We start from the raw sequence: 16,133 nt of genomic DNA on the forward strand, positions 1-16,133 counted from the left end.
CCGAACAAAGTCCCATTTAGGGGACTAACGTACCCAACTTGGGGCCTTTAAAGCGGCCCAAAGCATGCTCAACACTTCTTCAATTGTTCAGCCAAGGCAACCTGATCTAACGGCTGCCCCCAACCATTTCCGTGCACCAGCTCTTCCAGCGGCAAGCGAGAGCGCCAGCCTTTCGCCTGCAGTTCTGGTTGATCCAGAAACTCGCTGACATACCCCAAACACAGGTAGGCCAGAGGATAGACCTGATCGGGCAACTGCAGAATATCCGACAACCGGTCCTGATCCAAAATACTGACCCAACCGACACCAATGCCTTCCGCCCGGGCTGATAGCCAGAGGTTTTGCACCGCCAGACAGGTGCTGAACAGGTCCATCTCCATGATGGAGTTTCGGCCCAAAACATGCGGGCCACCCCGGGAACGGTCACAGGTGATGCACAGATTGATCGGGCTTTCGATGATGCCCTGGAGCTTTAAGCTACGATAGGTTTCCTTGCGCTCACCGGTATAGTTATCAGCGGCCTTGGCGTTCTCTTCATTAAAACTGGCCAGCACCCTCTCTCGCACCGACAAACTGTCGATCACAATGAAGTCCCACGGCTGCATAAAGCCAACCGACGGCGCGTGATGAGCGGCCTTTAGAATGCGGGCTAAAACATCATCCGGAATGCGGTCGGGCAAAAACTGTGAGCGCACGTCACGGCGTTCAAAGATAGCCCGGTACAGCCCTTCTCGCTGGGCTTCGGTGAACGGATCATTGTGATTGCTCATAGCTGCAACAGGCTCCTTAGCCGGTCGGTATCCAAACAGGTTTCTACTTGATCCGCCAAGCGGTCTAGCTGCTGCAACCGGTGGCTCTGGTAATCCACAGCCTGCGTAGTCGCCCGATTCAACCCCGCCCATGCGAGGATGGCATCGCATGCTTCGGGGGCATCGAACAGGCCATGCACATAAGTTCCGGCTATTTGGTCATCTTGACTGACCGCGCCGTCGGGTTGGCCTTCCAGCACAGCACAAGGACGAGCCAGTGCCGGGCCTTCCGTCACGCCATTGTGCATTTCATAACCCTGCATGGTCACATTTGTATTCACCCCAGCCACACTAGCCGTCAAAGTGCCGGACACTTGCTTCAACTGCTTGCCAGCGACCATGCGCGTGTTCATCTCCAGCAAGCCCAAGCCTTCGGTGCGGCCAACTTCACCCTCAAGGCCGTCAGGATCGTCCACCCATTGTCCCAACATCTGGAAGCCGCCACAAATCCCCAACACCTTGCCGCCATAGCGCAGGTGCTTGCACAGAGCTTCTGGCCAGCCTTGCTGTTTCAGCCACTGCAAGTCGTGTCGGGTACTTTTACTGCCCGGCAGGATGATCAAATCAGACGGCGGTATGGGTTGGTCCGGGCCGACGAAGGTGAGGTTTACCCCCGGATGCAACCGCAACGGATCAAAGTCGTTGTGGTTGCTGATGCGGGGCAGTACCGGCACCACCACATTCAGCGCACCGGCTTCGCTACTTCCTTCCGTACTGACACTGTCTTCGGAGTCCACCACCAGCCCGTGAAGATACGGCAGTACGCCGAACACCGGTTTGTTCGTGCGGGCTTCAAGCCAGTCGAGCCCCGGTTCCAACAGCGCAATATCGCCCCGAAAGCGGTTGATGATGTAGCCCGCTGTTCGCGTCTGTTCGCTTTCAGACAACAACTGCAGGGTGCCGACCAGCTGGGCGAACACACCGCCTTTGTCGATATCGCCCACCAACAGGACGGGGCAATTCGCCGCTTCAGCAAAGCCCATGTTGGCGATGTCGTTGGCTCGCAGGTTGATCTCCGCCGGGCTGCCCGCCCCTTCGGCGATGATCACATCGTAGCGCTCGCTCAGCGCGCACCAGCTGGCCATGACCGACGCCATGGCTTCAGCCTTGTAGGCGTGATAGTCCAAGGCATCCATGTTGCCGTGGACTTTCCCTCTCAAGATTACTTGGGCGCCGCAGTCGCTTTGAGGCTTCAGCAGCACCGGGTTCATATCGCTGTGAGGTTCAAGGCCACAGGCCAAGGCCTGCAGCGCGGTAGAGCGACCAATTTCGCCGCCATCCACCGTGACTGCACTGTTCAACGCCATGTTTTGAGGCTTGAACGGCGCCACCGATACGCCTTGGCGGGCCAGCCATCGGCATAGGGCCGCCACTACGGTGGTCTTCCCCGCATCCGACGTTGTGCCCTGAACCATCAAAGTGGGCATTTACAGTTCCACACCCTTCTGGGCTTTGATGCCTTGGTCTTTGAACGCGTGCTTCACCACGCCCATTTCTGTGACGGTATCGGCCAGATCAACCAGCTCTTGTGGCGCGCCGCGGCCGGTTACTACTACGTGCTGCATTTCCGGGCGGGCCTGCAGGTCATCTAGCACCCGGTCGAGGTCGATGTAGTCGTACTTGAGGGCAATGTTCAGCTCGTCCAGCAAGATCAAGTCGTAGCTGTCGTCTTTCAGCATAGCCGCGGTGATGTCCCAGGCTTCGTTGGCGCTTTTAACGTCTTGCTCACGATCCTGAGTATCCCAGGTGTAGCCCTGGCCCATCACGTGGTAGGTGACATTCGGCAGGTCCCGGAAGAAGGCTTCTTCACCGGTACTGAACGCCCCTTTGATGAACTGAACAATGCCTACCTTCATGCCGTGACCAAGAGCGCGGGCCACCATGCCGAAGCCGGAGCTGCTTTTGCCTTTACCCGGGCCAGTTAGCACCAGCAATATACCTTGCTCCTTTTGGGCTTTGGCTATGCGCTCCTGCATGATTTTTTGCTTAGCTGCCATGCGCTTAGCGTGGCGTTCGGGGTCTTTAGCGCGTTCACGCATGGGTCTTCTCCTTATCAGTACAGAAAGTCAGCGCCTGGCCGCGGAAAATTGCGGCCACCAGTTCGGGGGCTGACGGGAAGTAACCGTGGAAGTAGCTGGCCACCAAAGCATTTTGACAGAAAACGGCTTCTCCGCCGGTGCCTGCTTGCTTATGGCTATAAGCAGCTGGCTGCCACGAGGTATCCAGCGTGGAGCGATGGAAAGTATGGCCTCGCAACTCGCCTTGCTCCGTCTTCAGACTGTGCATACCAATACCTTGCAAACGTTTAGCCATAGCCGCACGGCCCGGTATCAGGCCATACAGCGCATGTACCTCGTCTTCTTTATCCGATAGTTCTTGCGCACAGGCCATTAAACCGCCGCATTCCGCCAATATCGGCTTACCGGCATCGTGGAAGGCACGAATGGAATTCGCCATCGCGGAATTCTCCGCCAGCGAATTGCCATGCAGCTCCGGGTAACCACCAGGAAGCCAAAGCGCATCCGCGGGCGGCAGCTCCGAGTCTTCCAGCGGGGAGAAATAGTGCAGTTCAGCGCCCATGGCCTGCAACAGCTCAGTGTTGGCGCGATAGATAAAACTGAAGGCGGCATCACGAGCGATCGCGATACGAACACCGGCCAGTAGCGTTTTCGGTTTAGTAGCCGGTTCAACGGCGGGAATTTCCACCGCTTTCGGCAATGCGTCGAGCCCCGCCTCTTTCAGCACCTGGGCAGCGTCATCCAGTTTCTGGTCGAGGTTTCCCAGCTCTGCCGGTTGCATCAAACCGAGGTGTCGCTCAGGTATGTTCATGGCGTCGTTTCTGGGGATAGCCCCTAACAGACGAACCCCCTCGGGCAATCGCTCTTTCAGCATTTCACCATGGCGAGGGCTACCAATTTTATTCGCAATCACGTCATAAATTGATAACTCCGGGTCAAAGCAGACAAGACCCAACACGAGAGCACCAAAGGTTTGAGCCATGCCGCCCGCGTCGATAACGGGCAGGGCTGGAATACCCATGAGTTTCGCCAAGTCAGCACTGGATGGATCGCCGTCAAACAACCCCATCGGCCCTTCAATCAGGATGAGTTCCGCATCTTGTGCCGCCTCAGCCAACCGCCAGCGGCACTCGTCTTCTCCGGTCATCCAAGGATGCAATTGATAGACGGGGTGGCCGGATGCTATCTCCAGCACCATCGGGTCGAGGTAATCCGGACCATGCTTAAATACCCGTACCTTCCGTCCAGCATTTCGGTGCAAACGGGCCAATGCCGCTGTCACCATGGATTTCCCCTGCCCAGAGGCGGGGCCGGTAATCATTACGGCCGGGACGGACTTATTCATAGTTTCACCATTCTCATCGTTATTAACCGGAGTTCACAGGAACGAACACCGGTGCACCATCAGCTTCTACAGTCACTAGTTTCTGGTTATACAACTGCTCGAGTGCAGATGGTTTCAACATACTTTCGGCGGGCCCCCAACAGGCGTCACCGTTGGGATAAAGCAGCAACACATGACTACACCAACGCGCGGCCAGGTTCAGGTCGTGCAGGCACATGAAGACGGCCTTACCCAACTCGGCCTGATCTCTGAGCAGACTCATAACCTTGACCTGATGGTGTAGGTCAAGATGATTCGTCGGCTCATCCAGCAACCAGATATCCGGGTTCTGGGTCATCAGTGTTGCAATCGCAACCCGCTGACGCTCGCCGCCCGACAAGGTGCTGAGCAATCGATCCGACAAATGATCGACATCCAGCGCCGCCAATGCCTGTTGAGCTTTAGCCTGATCATCGGCTTGCTCACTCTCCCAGGGCGACAACCAGGGGTGACGCCCAATCAAAGCAGTTTCCATAACCGTTGCGGGAAAGCTGTCTTGCCGCTCCTGAAACACCAGTCCCAGCTGCCGAGCAATATCACGGCGTTTTAGCTCTATCAGCAGCGAGTCGTTCAACACAACTCGGCCACTGCGGGCAGGTAATAGGCCGGCGAGGGTATGCAACAGGGTAGTTTTTCCGGACCCGTTAGGGCCGAGCACGCCCCAAGTTTGACCGGGCTCAACACTCAAATTAAGAGAAAAACCGTCTGCTCTGCCGGGCACATTGATGATCAGGTCGCGAGTATGCAGCGTGCTCATTAACGACTCCGGTGCAGTAGATACAGAAAAGTTGGCACACCCAGCAGGGCAGTAATAACGCCCACGGGAAGCTGCTCAGGCGCGATCACCGTGCGGGCGAGAGTATCCGCCAAGACAAGCAGAGTGCCACCCGCCAAGGCGCTGGCGGGCAAAATGATGCGCTGGTCGTTGCCCAAAACCAGCCGAAGCATATGCGGCACAATCAGACCGACGAATCCGATACTGCCGGCGGTTGTCACCGCCGTTGCCGTCAATAGGCTGGCAAGAACATAGATAGTCCATTCAAGCGGGCGCACCGATACCCCGAGTGCCGCCGCTTGCATGGGGCCACGCGCCAACACGTTCAGATTTCGGGCAAGCGGCATAATCACCAGAATCGCCAATACAAGAACCACGAATGCGGGCCAAGGGGTACGAGCGTAGGAAACATCGCCCATCAGCCAGTACAGCATGCCGGGGAGTTTGTAAGACGGGGTTATCGCCAGCATCAGGGTAATCACGGCTCCCCAACCAGCCGCTACCACAACACCCGTCAGCAGCAAGCGGGAGGCTGTCCAGCTGCCGGTGCCGTGGGCCAGTCCGAACACCAGCACCATTGCCAGCATCGCACCGGCAAAGGCGGAACCCGAGATCAGCAACGCCCCCATTCCTGCCAGCATCGCCAACAACGCGCCCACAGCAGCACCGCCGGATAACCCCAGCACGTAGGGATCCGCCAGTGGGTTGCGAAGCAGCACCTGCATCAGGGCTCCCGCCACCGCCAACAGGCCGCCGGTGGCGAATGCCGCAAGGGTTCGTGGCAAGCGCAACTCCAACAGCAGCGTCTGGTGCAGTTTGTTGCCTTCGCCCTGAATAACAGCCCAGAGTTCGGAAGGTGTAATGGTTACGCTGCCTACCGCCAGCGCCAACATAAAGGCCGCCAACGCAATCGCACCGAGCACCAGCAGAGAACGGGTCATGGGGCCGGCACCTCTTTATTCTGGTGTTTACCGGCTTCACTAGCGTCCACGGGCAACATCCAGTCTTTGGCAAATATCACGACTCGCTTCGAGAAGCCGCGGGGTCGGCCTTGAGATTGGTGATGCGGGTACAAAGAACAGGTTGCGTTTTGCCACAGCGGTCATTCCCGAATAGCTCTTCCAGTGATCGAGTTGGTTATCTTCGATACCCTCAACACTTGCGGTAATAATTGCATGGGGGTCGGCCTCCAGCACCACTTCTGCGCTGATTCTCGGCACCAGCCGCGGCATGTCGCCAAAAACGTTCACCCCGCCGCAAAGCTGAACCACTTTTCCAATCAAATGGTCATCGTTGATCGTCATCAGTGGCGTCTGCCAGACTTGATAGAAGACCGGTATAGGCTCTACGTTCCGGTACTGCTCTGCAATCTCGGCTATCCCTTTTCGGAAACGTTTTGCTTCTGCAAAGCCTTCTTGTTCCGTGCCCGCCAGTATCGAAAGCTGTTCAATGACTTTGGAAACGCCCTCAAAGGTACGTGGTTCAATGGCAAACATGGGCAAACCCAATGCCCGCAGCATCTCCATTTGTGCGGGTGGATTACCGGTTCGCCAGGTGATCACCAAATCGGGCTGAAGCGCCAACAGCGCTTCCAGATCTATCCGGGTGTGATTGCCCACCAAGGGCAAATTGCGAGCTGCCTCGGGGTAATCGCTGTAGTTCACCACAGCGACCACCTGATCGCCCGCTCCCGCCGCAAACGCCAGTTCCGTGGCGCCCGGAGACAAGGTGGCGATGCGTTTGGCCGGTTGATTCAGGCAAAGCTCTGCCCCTTGATCGTCCGTTACACAAACGGCTGCTGCCATCCCGAACGGTGCCAGTAGCATCAAGCCCAACAGCAGGACTACAGCGCTCCACTTTGTCACTGGCACCTCCCCGGTCTAATCGCACCGTTTATCGAATGTCGTAGCGAACAGTCAGCATGGCGGTGCGGCCTGCCGCAATGTAGTCCAGGTCTTGAGAGCTGGAATATCGAGCCGTGCTGTACTCTTTGTCCAAAACGTTGGCCACGGTAAGACGCGTTGACCAATCCTTTGCAAATTTCCAGCCCGCGCGCAGGTCTAATGTCGCAAACCCTGACAACCGATCATCGTTAGCAGCATCATCGTAGCGATAACCTTCCGCAATCACTGTGCCACCAAAATTCCAGGTACCGATGTCCTTGCTCAAGTCGAGTCGCAAGGTTTTGCCACTGCGGCGCTGGAGGCGATTACCGGTTTCTCGGTTTTCAGGATCAAGCAGAGTCAAAGCGGCATCACCACGCCAACCGTCGCGCTCAAAGCCTGCACCAAATTCCACACCACGAATCCGGGCTTCGTTAACGTTCATTGGTGTCCACATACCGCTAGGTGTGGGAGCCCATGCAATCAGATTGTCCACATCCAGCTGGAACAGTGCAGTGTCCCAGAACCAATACTGGTAGTGCCCACTGAAACCAACTTCTACAGTCGCAGATTCTTCAGCTTTAAGGTCCGGGTTAGCGCCCGGGAAGTACAAATCATTAAATGTCGGGGCGCGGAACGCGGTACCGTAGCTCAGCCGTACACGATGAGAACGATCGAATGCATGCCCTAAAGCAACACTACCGGTTTCGTTCTTCCCGTATGCCTCGTTATCATCCCCTCGCAAACTCAGCATCAGATCGGTCGGCCCGAAATTCAAGCGAAGCTGCGTGTAAAGCGCCATGTTAGAACGGCTGGTCTCGGCATAATCTGTAGTGCCACCCACCTCATCGTTCATCAATTCAGTGCCAACAACCAGCTCATGTACATTCCAGGTAAACGTATTGTCCCAGCGAGCTGCACGGGATCTTGTGTCAAATGTGCTACTGAAGGTAGGCGTGACATTGTCGGTTTCATCACGCGACTCAGAAAACTGCAACGACTGACGCCAATGCTCACTCACCGGAGTTTCTAATCCAAAGCCAATGGTCCGGAGCATGTAATCGATGTTGCCACCTTCGTACTCAGTATTACCTTCGCTCTGAACCACCACCAAACTGGCTTCGCCGCCAGAGTCCAGCTCATGGACAATCCGTCCGACTCCTGCAGTGTTTCGGAAACCTCGATCCTCACCATCTGTGATTACCGCCGTACCGTCGGTTTCCTTATGCAAGCCACTTAAACTAAAGCGAGTGTTGCCTGCGCTTGCGGCCACACCAGCGCTGCCTTTTTGAGTATCGAAGTTGCCCGCACCGAGCTCGACCCAACCAGCAGGTGTCTCTTCCGGATCAAGCGTAAATGCCTGAATCACGCCACCTACGGCATCGGAGCCGTAGAGCGAACTCTTTGCGCCACGAACGATTTCAACACGCTCAACAAGTTCTGCAGGAAAGTACTGCCAGGATGGACCACCCGAGGTCGCTGATCGTAAACGCACACCATCCACTAAGAGCAGCGTTGAATCATTCGCCGTGCCACGGGTGTATACACTCGTGGTTTTTCCGAACGATCCGTTGCCTGTTACGTTAATACCCGGCTGACCACGCAGAAGTTCAGCAAAGTCGGACGGATTTTGCTGACGAATAGCTTCTTCATCGAGCACGGTTACGGACGACAAACTTTCGCCCGCGGTCAGAGGGCCTAGAGTCGCCGTTACGACGATGGGTTCAAGTGTATCGCTGTCAGACTGTCGATCAGTGGCAGTCGCAGGAAACGCCAATGGCAACAAAATTAGCGCCGAAATGGCCTTCGAAGGATTCATATCATCACTCACAGTTCACCGCACGCACCCGCGCGGTCGGTCATGGTTACTGCGAAGGACAATTATGGTGATCGGACGGGGGTGGAGGGCGTGCAGTGCTGATGAGCCGGATCACCCACCGCCGTCGCCCTCCGCAACGTCTGGTGTACAGAGCTTGAGAAACTCCGTCTTTCAGGCCGGTCTCCGGACTTTCAGGTGGAGGCCGTGCTCCGGAGCAATCACCTTCCCATGCCTTTGGCACAGTGGCGTAACGGATTGCTATTAACCTGATTACCGTTGCGGGGGCAGTACTGGACTCTCACCAGCTTCCCGTTTCACTCTAGGGATTCATCCGACTATCGCCAGTCTGAAATGAACATGCAGAGCACCTGAAATCGCGGGCAAGACTACCAACCGGGGTGGGGGTGGTCAATGACATATATGAATTCCCGACAGAGCTGCCGTCAGGCGGGTCCAGCCGGCCTCATTCGCAGGCAAACCAAAACGCAGAGCCTCGGGAGTATCGAAGCACCGCACCAGAATTCCGCACCGGGCGAGACTGTCTGCTATTTCCGCTGCCTGCGGATGTCTTACCGTCTGAAACAGCAACGCACCAGAAGGATGACCCAGACCGTGTTGCTCAAGCAATGCAGATAATCTGGCAGATGCTTCTTTTTGCTTGATCAATGCTTCAGCTTGCCAGTTCTCGTCTTGCAAGACTCGCTTCATCAGATATCGCGCAGGGCCGCTTACAGGCCAAGGCCCGAGTTCGTGGTTGACGTGTTTTGCCAGCTCACGCTCTAACAGCGCCGCGCCGGCGCGAATTCCGGCCAAACCGAAAAACTTGCCTAATGACCTCAGTATGATGAGATTGGCTGCGCCCGCCCATGGGTCGAGCATATGTCCGGGAAGCCCCTCAACAAACGCCTCATCCACCACCAGCCAGCCACCGCGCCGCGCTAGCCGTTGCCGCCATGCCATTAATCGCTCGGGCGATAACACCTGCCCGGTCGGATTGTTCGGGTTAATCCAAACCACCACATCCACCGTATCCAGCCAGCTCAGGTCATCCGCCAGCGCCTGTTGCGCTGAAATACCCACCACATCAAAACCCGCCCGCTGCCAGGCATGGCCATGCTCCCGGTAACCCGGCATGGGCACCGCCACCCGGCCAACGCCGTGCAAGTGCTTGCGAACGACCGGCAATGCCATGATGGCTTGCTGGCTGCCCGCCACAGGCAGACAGGCCGCCTCGGCCGGTGCACCGGCCCAATGACGAATGATGTCTTCCAGACCATCATCCGGCTCGGGCAGGCGCTGCCAAACCTCCATGGGAATTTCAGGGATCGGATAAGGAACCGGGTTTATGCCGGTAGAAAGATCCAGCCACTGGTCTCGGGGTATGCCCCATTTGCGCACCGCGGCTTCCAGCCTGCCGCCGTGCTCGGGGCTCTCGGGTGAATGAAACGGAATCACACGGCACCTCCGGCCCAAAAACCAAAGGCAAACAGCGCCAAGACAATCAACCAAAGCCCCACACCTCTTTGGACCAGCCCGATCGCCCCTTCAACTGTTAGGGCGGTTGCCTCAGGGCCGCTGCCCAAGCGTGGGCGTTGTTTAACGCCACTGGCATAAGGTGCCGGGCCGCCGAGGGAAACCCCCAGCGCTCCGGCTCCGGCCGCCATCACCGGGCCGGCATTGGGGCTGTCCCATGTTTTCGCCTGACGAAACCAGCACGACATCGCCAGCTGCGTGTTGCCCATTAGCGCGTAGGTCAACGCGGTCAGCCGTGCAGGCACCCAGTTCATAAGGTCATCCAGCCGGGCGGCAAAGCGCCCGAAATAAAGATAGCGCTCGTTACGATAGCCCCACATGGCATCCAGCGTGTTCACCAGCCGGTGCAAAACCACACCCGGCAAGCCCGCCACCAGGAACCAAAACAAGCTGGCAAACACGGCATCCGCGCCGTTTTCTAACATGGACTCGGCGGCGGCCGCGGCCACCCCGCTGTCGGAAAGTGCCTCGGCATCGCGGCTCACAATGCGCCCCACCGCTTCCCGGGCTTGTTCACCATTACCCTGAAACAAAGCGTTTGATACCGCCTTGCCATGCTCGGCCAGGCCCCGCAGCGCAATGGCCAGCCACAGCACAAGCGCCTGCATCCCTAACGCCGCCCAGCCACTCAACAATTCCTGTAAAGCCATTGCCGCGGCGACCAGGGGCATCATTAACAATACGGCTGCAATGCCACCGATCATCACACTGCGGCTCGATTGTTGCGGCCGCCGATTAAAGCGCCGCTCAACCCAGACAACCACTCGGCCAAAGCCCACCAACGGGTGCCAACGGCGCGGTTCTCCAATCAAAACATCCAGCAAAACCGCAGCGCAGCAAACGGCTACCGACATTGAAAACGCATCCAAGACCATACCCTCACGAAGAATGCCGGCAAGTCTACCCGACCCGAGCCTTACCTTGACACCATTGGGCCACAGATAGACCATCCTCACTTTCTGTTCACAAGGAACACTCCATGCCTCTGCCCAATAGCTGGCTTCAGCCGCCCTCCACACCCTCCAGTGCGCATTTAGAGCTTGCCGAAGCTCGTCAGCAAGTACTTACTAAACCGCCCGGGTCGCTAGGTAAGCTGGAACAGGTCGCTATTACGCTCGCCGGTCTTTCGGCCAGTGAAACCCCGTCTGTTGATCCGGTTCGTATGGTGATTTTCGCCGGTGATCACGGCGTGTGCGCCGAAGGGGTGTCCGCTTTTCCACAGGCGGTTACCGCGCAAATGATTGCCAATTTCGCCCATGGCGGAGCTGCCATCAGCGTCATGGCGAAAGAATTGGGCGCCAGTCTGGAAGTGGTAAATCTGGGCACCGTTGCAGATGTGCCGGCGTTGCCCGGGGTGATTAACGAAATCATCGCTCCCGCCACGGCGAATATGGCTCAGACCTTCGCCATGACACCCGAGCAGGTCGAAGCGGCGCTGACCAGCGGCGACAACGCCGCGGAACGGGCAAAAACAGCTGGTTGTCGATTGTTTATCGGTGGCGACATGGGCATTGGCAACACCACCAGTGCCTCGGCCATAGCCTGTGCGCTCTTGGGCCATTGCCCCCGGCAGTTGGTCGGGCCGGGCACCGGTCTAAATGCGGAAGGTGTATCTCGAAAAGCCGCAGTGGTTGAGCGAGCCCTGGCTCGCCACGGTGACAGCAAAGACCCACTGACGGTGCTGGCGTCGTTAGGCGGATTCGAACTGGCCGGTTTGGTCGGTGCCATTATGGGCAGCGCAGCCCGAGGTATTCCGGTGCTGGTGGATGGTTTTATCGTCTCGGCCGCTGCGCTGATCGCGGTTCATCAGCAACCGGGCGTGCGCGACTGGCTGTTGTTCGCCCACCGCTCCGCCGAACCCGGGCACAACGCCGTGCTGAAAGCCTTGGGCGCTTCCCCCTTGCTGGATCTTGGCATGCGATTGGGCGAAGGTAGCGGAGCGGCTGTTGCGGTACCCCTGCTTCGTTCCGCCTGCGCTTTGCACAATCACATGGCAAGCTTTGCCGATGCCAATATCAGCGGAAAGTCAGAAGAGTAAAACACCATGACCACCATCATCGACCTGATCCGCCACGGCGAACCCGAAGGCGGCCCAATGTTCCGGGGCAGCAAAGATGACCCGTTAAGCGAGCGGGGCTGGCAGCAAATGCACGCCGCCATCGCCAGCACCGACCACTGGGATGCCATCGTCAGCTCGCCCATGGCCCGCTGCCAACGCTTTGCGGAAACGCTTTCCAGGCAACAGAACATTCCGCTGCATATCGAACACGAACTCCGGGAAATCGGCTTTGGCGAGTGGGAAGGACTGACCGCAGAACAGGTCGAGGCCGGTTACGGCGATCGACTGAATCGCTTCTGGAAAGACCCGATAAACTTCCTGCCACCGGGCGGTGAACCGGTCACCGACTTTTACGACCGGGTTATCCACAGCATCCATCGTTGGCAGGAAAAACTGTCCGGGCAAAAGGTATTGGTGGTCTGCCACGGTGGCGTTATTCGAATGGCCTTAGCGGATGTTCTGGACATACCGCTGGAGAAATCCTTCACCGGCTTTGCCGTGCCTTACGCCTGCCGCAGTCGTATTCAGGTTGATCAATCCGAGTTTGGCGTGTTTCGCAGCGTGATCAGCCATCAGCCTTAGCCTTTGAGGGTCAGCGGCAACCCCGCAACCGACATCACCACCTCGTCACAACGCTGGGCCAGTGCCTGATTCAACCACCCCAGCTCATCCGCAAAGCGCCGGGTGAGCGGGTCCATGCCAATGGTTCCCAACCCCACCTCGTTGGTGACCACCACCACCGAACCGGGATAACGCTCGATCGCACTCAGAAACGCTCCTCGTTCCCGATCAAATACCTCGTCGCCGGCAAACAACAAATTACTTACCCATAAGCTCATGCAGTCAATCAGCAACAGCGGCGGGTTAGCCGCTTGGGCCTGGCATTCATCAAGTACATTGGCCAGGCGCAACGGCTCTTCCCTCAAGCCCCAGTTATCAGGCCGCAGCTGTTGGTGCCGGTGAATACGCTGTGCCATTTCGTCATCGCCCGCCGTGGCGGTGGCCACATACACCACCGGTTCACCCGCGACCTGTGCCCGCCGCTCTGCCATCGCGGTTTTGCCGGAACGAATGCCACCGGTTACCAACACCTTTAACGCCATGCCAAGCCTCCTGAAGGCCCGTGAGAAAGGGCCCAAAGGTACACCAAAAAAAACCACAACTGCTATAGTTTGGCCAGAACTCGTATTTGCTGGAGAAAGCATGCAGGCCGAACTGCTGGACATTCAAAATCACATTACTCAATACGCGCCCTTTGACGAAATGTCCGATGAACTGCTGGACAAAATCGTCACCAACATCGAGGTGGTTTACGTTCGGGCCGGCACCCAGATCGTCGAGCTGGGTCATCAGGCCGATAGCCTGCATTACGTTCGAAGTGGCGCCGTTGAGATCTATCGGCGTTCGGGCGAGCTGTACAGTCGGGTCGGCGAAGGCGAGATATTCGGCCAGTTCGGCCTGATGATGAACAAGAAGGTTCGCTTCCCGGTCAAAGCCATCGAAGACAGCCTGATCTACAAAATCCCTGATCATGTTTTTCACTACTTGTGGGAACATGACGACAACTTCGCCGATTTTGTTGAAATCGAAGACCGCAGCCGCCTGCGCTCCGCCGTCTCCCGCCGGGAGAAATCAAACCAGCTTATGACGGCGAAAGTGACCCGGCTGATTTCCCGGGCGTTGGTTTGCGCGCCGACGACGGTACGTTTGCAGGAAGCGGCCCGGATTATGACCGACAACGGGGTATCGTCGTTGCCGCTGATGGACGAAAGCGGCGACACGCCAAAACTGGTGGGCATCATTACCGACCGGGATCTGCGCACCCGGGCAGTGAACCACGCGCTAGCGTCTGAAACTCCGGTCAGCGAAATCATGACAGAGGGTTTGATCACCATCAGCAGCCGGGCCTTCATCTTCGAAGCCATGCTGACCATGCTGCACAACAACGTGCACCACCTGCCAGTGATGGACGGCAACGAGGTGCGCGGGGTTATCGCGCTGTCAGACATCATCAAGTACGAAAGTCAGAGCAGCGTTTATCTGGTCAGCAACATCTTCCGCCAACCGGATGTGAAGGGCTTGAGGAAAATCAGCGTGGACGTGCGCGACAGTTTCGTACGCATGGTCAACGAAGACGCCAACTCCCACATGGTGGGCAGCGCCATGGCCGGCATTGGCCGCAGCTTCAGCCAGCGCTTGCTGGAACTGGCAGAGGAAAAGCTGGGCCCGCCACCCGTTCCTTACTGTTTCATGGCACTGGGCTCTATGGCCCGTGACGAACAACTGGTGGTCACCGATCAGGATAACGCACTGATTCTGGACGACAGTTTCATCCCGGAAGAGCACGACGAGTACTTTCTGGCGATGGCCAAGTTTGTGTCAGACGGACTTGCTGAATGCGGCTACACGTATTGCACCGGCGACATCATGGCCACCAACCCCAAATGGCGCCAACCGCTGCACGTATGGAAAAAATACTTCACCGACTGGATCGAAAACCCCAACGGCCAGACCCTGCTCAACAGCAATATTTTCTTCGATCTGGACGGCATCCACGGCGAAACCGACTTTGCGGAACAGCTGAAAACCCTGGTGGCCGAAAAAGCTTCCAGTAGCCAGCGCTTCCTGACGCTGATGGCGCGCAATGCTCTGAACCGCACACCGCCCCTGGGCTTCTTCCGCACCTTCGTGCTCGAAGAAGACGGCAAGCACCAGAAAACTTTCAACCTGAAGCGCCGAGGCACCGCGCCTTTGTCTGATCTGATCCGGGTACATGCACTGGCTTGCGGCTCCCGATCCCAGAACTCATTTGAACGCTTGAAAGACATTGCCAAAACCAAACTGCTGGTGGACGACGACGCAGGCAACCTGCGCGACGCTCTGGAGTTCATATCCATTGTTCGGGTTCGCCATCAGGCGCTTGCGATTGAGGAGGGCCGCGAACCGGACAACAACGTGCGCCCCGAAGACTTGTCTCCGTTTGAGCGCAGCCATCTGAAAGACGCCTTCCAGATTGTCAGCAACGCTCAGCGATTCCTGAGATTCCGTTACAACGCAGGGACGGCCAGGAATGCCTAGCAACATCAAAAGCCGGAACAGCAAACAAAACTGGCCAGAAAACTATCGCACTCAAGCTCAGAAGGCCGTTGACCCAAGAATTCGGGCCTTCTACGAAGCGGGCTGCCCCAATCCGGACACACCCATTAAAGACATGTCTTTATTGGCACTGGATTTTGAGACCACCGGGTTGGACGTTACCCAGCACTCGATTGTCAGTATCGGTCTGGTGCCGTTTACCCTCAAAGGCATCCAGCTGGGCAAGTCCTGGCATCAGATTGTGCGCCCGAAGCTGCCGCTGCATCAGGAGTCGGTGACCATTCATGGCATTACGCACGCTGAAGTCCAGGACGCCCCGGATCTGGAAGAGGTGCTCGACCCCCTGTTTGAACACCTGACCGGGCGCATACCGGTGGTGCATTACCGCAACATCGAACGCCCTTTTCTCAACACGGCGCTGCAGTGGCGTTTGAACGAGCAACTGCGCTTCCCGGTCATCGACACCATGGCCATCGAAGCCTACCTGCACCCCCGGCGGCGGCCATCACGCTGGCAGCAACTGATGGGCAAGAAGCCCACGTCGATCCGGCTGCCAGACAGTCGCACCCGCTATGGCCTGCCTCACTACGCCGGCCACAACGCCCTGATCGATGCCATTGCAACAGCCGAGTTGTTGCAGGCACAAATTGCGCATCACTTCAGCCCGGACACCCCCATCGGCGATCTATGGGTATAGGCCACCGTAGCCCAAGTCGTTCGCAACAGCTAAAATGAGGCCAAACTTACCAAAGAGTTC

15 protein-coding genes and 1 riboswitch are annotated in these 16,133 nt (G+C 57.4%); of the genes, 4 read left to right on the forward strand and 11 right to left on the reverse strand.

The window, feature by feature from the left end:
- Positions 1 to 68: 68 nt before the first annotated feature.
- From bluB to cbiB, 10 genes are all read right to left on the reverse strand, one after another.
- Positions 69 to 770, reverse strand: coding sequence for a 5,6-dimethylbenzimidazole synthase (gene bluB, locus JAO79_RS01490; protein ID WP_199005399.1), 702 nt, complete (start codon positions 768 to 770; stop codon positions 69 to 71).
- Positions 767 to 2,236 (reverse strand): cobyric acid synthase, encoded by a 1,470-nt coding sequence (locus JAO79_RS01495; protein WP_199005400.1) that lies wholly within the window; start codon positions 2,234 to 2,236, stop codon positions 767 to 769. Before JAO79_RS01495 ends, bluB begins: the two co-directional genes overlap by 4 nt.
- Positions 2,237 to 2,848, reverse strand: coding sequence for a cob(I)yrinic acid a,c-diamide adenosyltransferase (gene cobO / locus JAO79_RS01500; RefSeq protein ID WP_114334964.1), 612 nt, complete (start codon positions 2,846 to 2,848; stop codon positions 2,237 to 2,239).
- Complete coding sequence (locus JAO79_RS01505; protein ID WP_199005401.1) at positions 2,841 to 4,172, reverse strand: cobyrinate a,c-diamide synthase; 1,332 nt, start codon at positions 4,170 to 4,172, stop codon at positions 2,841 to 2,843. The genes cobO and JAO79_RS01505 overlap by 8 nt, the downstream gene beginning before the upstream one ends.
- Before the next feature lie 22 nt (positions 4,173 to 4,194).
- The gene (locus tag JAO79_RS01510; protein WP_199005402.1) at positions 4,195 to 4,968 is read right to left on the reverse strand and encodes an ABC transporter ATP-binding protein; all 774 of its coding nucleotides are present in this window, start codon (positions 4,966 to 4,968) and stop codon (positions 4,195 to 4,197) included.
- Positions 4,968 to 5,927, reverse strand: a complete 960-nt coding sequence (locus JAO79_RS01515) for a FecCD family ABC transporter permease (RefSeq protein ID WP_199005403.1) — start codon at positions 5,925 to 5,927, stop codon at positions 4,968 to 4,970. The genes JAO79_RS01510 and JAO79_RS01515 overlap by 1 nt, the downstream gene beginning before the upstream one ends.
- A 39-nt stretch (positions 5,928 to 5,966) precedes the next feature.
- Positions 5,967 to 6,851, reverse strand: a complete 885-nt coding sequence (locus JAO79_RS01520) for a cobalamin-binding protein (protein ID WP_320158918.1) — start codon at positions 6,849 to 6,851, stop codon at positions 5,967 to 5,969.
- Positions 6,852 to 6,879: 28 nt separating this feature from the next.
- Positions 6,880 to 8,688: a TonB-dependent receptor domain-containing protein gene (locus tag JAO79_RS01525; RefSeq protein ID WP_199005404.1), complete on the reverse strand. Its 1,809-nt coding sequence runs from the start codon at positions 8,686 to 8,688 to the stop codon at positions 6,880 to 6,882.
- Positions 8,689 to 8,844: 156 nt separating this feature from the next.
- Positions 8,845 to 9,038, reverse strand: a riboswitch (cobalamin riboswitch).
- Positions 9,039 to 9,096: 58 nt separating this feature from the next.
- Positions 9,097 to 10,143: a threonine-phosphate decarboxylase CobD gene (gene cobD, locus JAO79_RS01530; RefSeq protein WP_320158919.1), complete on the reverse strand. Its 1,047-nt coding sequence runs from the start codon at positions 10,141 to 10,143 to the stop codon at positions 9,097 to 9,099.
- The gene (gene cbiB, locus JAO79_RS01535) at positions 10,140 to 11,075 is read right to left on the reverse strand and encodes an adenosylcobinamide-phosphate synthase CbiB (RefSeq protein ID WP_227664373.1); all 936 of its coding nucleotides are present in this window, start codon (positions 11,073 to 11,075) and stop codon (positions 10,140 to 10,142) included. The genes cobD and cbiB overlap by 4 nt, the downstream gene beginning before the upstream one ends.
- 125 nt (positions 11,076 to 11,200) lie before the next feature.
- On the opposite strand from cbiB, the gene cobT reads away from it, so the two are divergent.
- Positions 11,201 to 12,259, forward strand: a complete 1,059-nt coding sequence (cobT, locus tag JAO79_RS01540; protein ID WP_199005405.1) for a nicotinate-nucleotide--dimethylbenzimidazole phosphoribosyltransferase — start codon at positions 11,201 to 11,203, stop codon at positions 12,257 to 12,259.
- A gap of 6 nt (positions 12,260 to 12,265) precedes the next feature.
- Positions 12,266 to 12,862, forward strand: a complete 597-nt coding sequence (locus tag JAO79_RS01545; protein WP_199005406.1) for a histidine phosphatase family protein — start codon at positions 12,266 to 12,268, stop codon at positions 12,860 to 12,862.
- Here JAO79_RS01545 and cobU read toward each other — a convergent pair.
- Complete coding sequence (gene cobU / locus JAO79_RS01550) at positions 12,859 to 13,383, reverse strand: bifunctional adenosylcobinamide kinase/adenosylcobinamide-phosphate guanylyltransferase (protein ID WP_199005407.1); 525 nt, start codon at positions 13,381 to 13,383, stop codon at positions 12,859 to 12,861. The two genes, JAO79_RS01545 and cobU, sit on opposite strands and share 4 nt — an antisense overlap.
- Positions 13,384 to 13,483: 100 nt before the next feature.
- Between cobU and JAO79_RS01555 the strand changes: the two genes are divergently transcribed.
- The gene (locus tag JAO79_RS01555) at positions 13,484 to 15,358 is read left to right on the forward strand and encodes a putative nucleotidyltransferase substrate binding domain-containing protein (protein WP_199005408.1); all 1,875 of its coding nucleotides are present in this window, start codon (positions 13,484 to 13,486) and stop codon (positions 15,356 to 15,358) included.
- Positions 15,351 to 16,073 (forward strand): 3'-5' exonuclease, encoded by a 723-nt coding sequence (locus tag JAO79_RS01560; protein ID WP_199005409.1) that lies wholly within the window; start codon positions 15,351 to 15,353, stop codon positions 16,071 to 16,073. The genes JAO79_RS01555 and JAO79_RS01560 overlap by 8 nt, the downstream gene beginning before the upstream one ends.
- The last annotated feature ends 60 nt before the right edge of the window (positions 16,074 to 16,133 follow it).

This window comes from Marinobacter litoralis (assembly GCF_016427555.1).
Lineage (GTDB): Bacteria > Pseudomonadota > Gammaproteobacteria > Pseudomonadales > Oleiphilaceae > Marinobacter > Marinobacter litoralis_A.

Bases quoted from the DNA above. Each gene is read 5' to 3' on its own strand.
- cbiB (WP_227664373.1), bottom strand. From the start codon at position 11,075: ATGTCGGTAGCCGTTTGCTGCGCTGCGGTTTTGCTGGATGTTTTGATT.
- cobO (WP_114334964.1), bottom strand. From the start codon at position 2,848: ATGCGTGAACGCGCTAAAGACCCCGAACGCCACGCTAAGCGCATGGCA.
- cobU (WP_199005407.1), bottom strand. From the start codon at position 13,383: ATGGCGTTAAAGGTGTTGGTAACCGGTGGCATTCGTTCCGGCAAAACC.
- JAO79_RS01495 (WP_199005400.1), bottom strand. From the start codon at position 2,236: ATGCCCACTTTGATGGTTCAGGGCACAACGTCGGATGCGGGGAAGACC.
- JAO79_RS01525 (WP_199005404.1), bottom strand. From the start codon at position 8,688: ATGAATCCTTCGAAGGCCATTTCGGCGCTAATTTTGTTGCCATTGGCG.
- JAO79_RS01505 (WP_199005401.1), bottom strand. From the start codon at position 4,172: ATGAATAAGTCCGTCCCGGCCGTAATGATTACCGGCCCCGCCTCTGGG.
- JAO79_RS01510 (WP_199005402.1), bottom strand. From the start codon at position 4,968: ATGAGCACGCTGCATACTCGCGACCTGATCATCAATGTGCCCGGCAGA.
- cobT (WP_199005405.1), top strand. From the start codon at position 11,201: ATGCCTCTGCCCAATAGCTGGCTTCAGCCGCCCTCCACACCCTCCAGT.
- bluB (WP_199005399.1), bottom strand. From the start codon at position 770: ATGAGCAATCACAATGATCCGTTCACCGAAGCCCAGCGAGAAGGGCTG.
- JAO79_RS01555 (WP_199005408.1), top strand. From the start codon at position 13,484: ATGCAGGCCGAACTGCTGGACATTCAAAATCACATTACTCAATACGCG.
- JAO79_RS01515 (WP_199005403.1), bottom strand. From the start codon at position 5,927: ATGACCCGTTCTCTGCTGGTGCTCGGTGCGATTGCGTTGGCGGCCTTT.
- JAO79_RS01545 (WP_199005406.1), top strand. From the start codon at position 12,266: ATGACCACCATCATCGACCTGATCCGCCACGGCGAACCCGAAGGCGGC.
- JAO79_RS01560 (WP_199005409.1), top strand. From the start codon at position 15,351: ATGCCTAGCAACATCAAAAGCCGGAACAGCAAACAAAACTGGCCAGAA.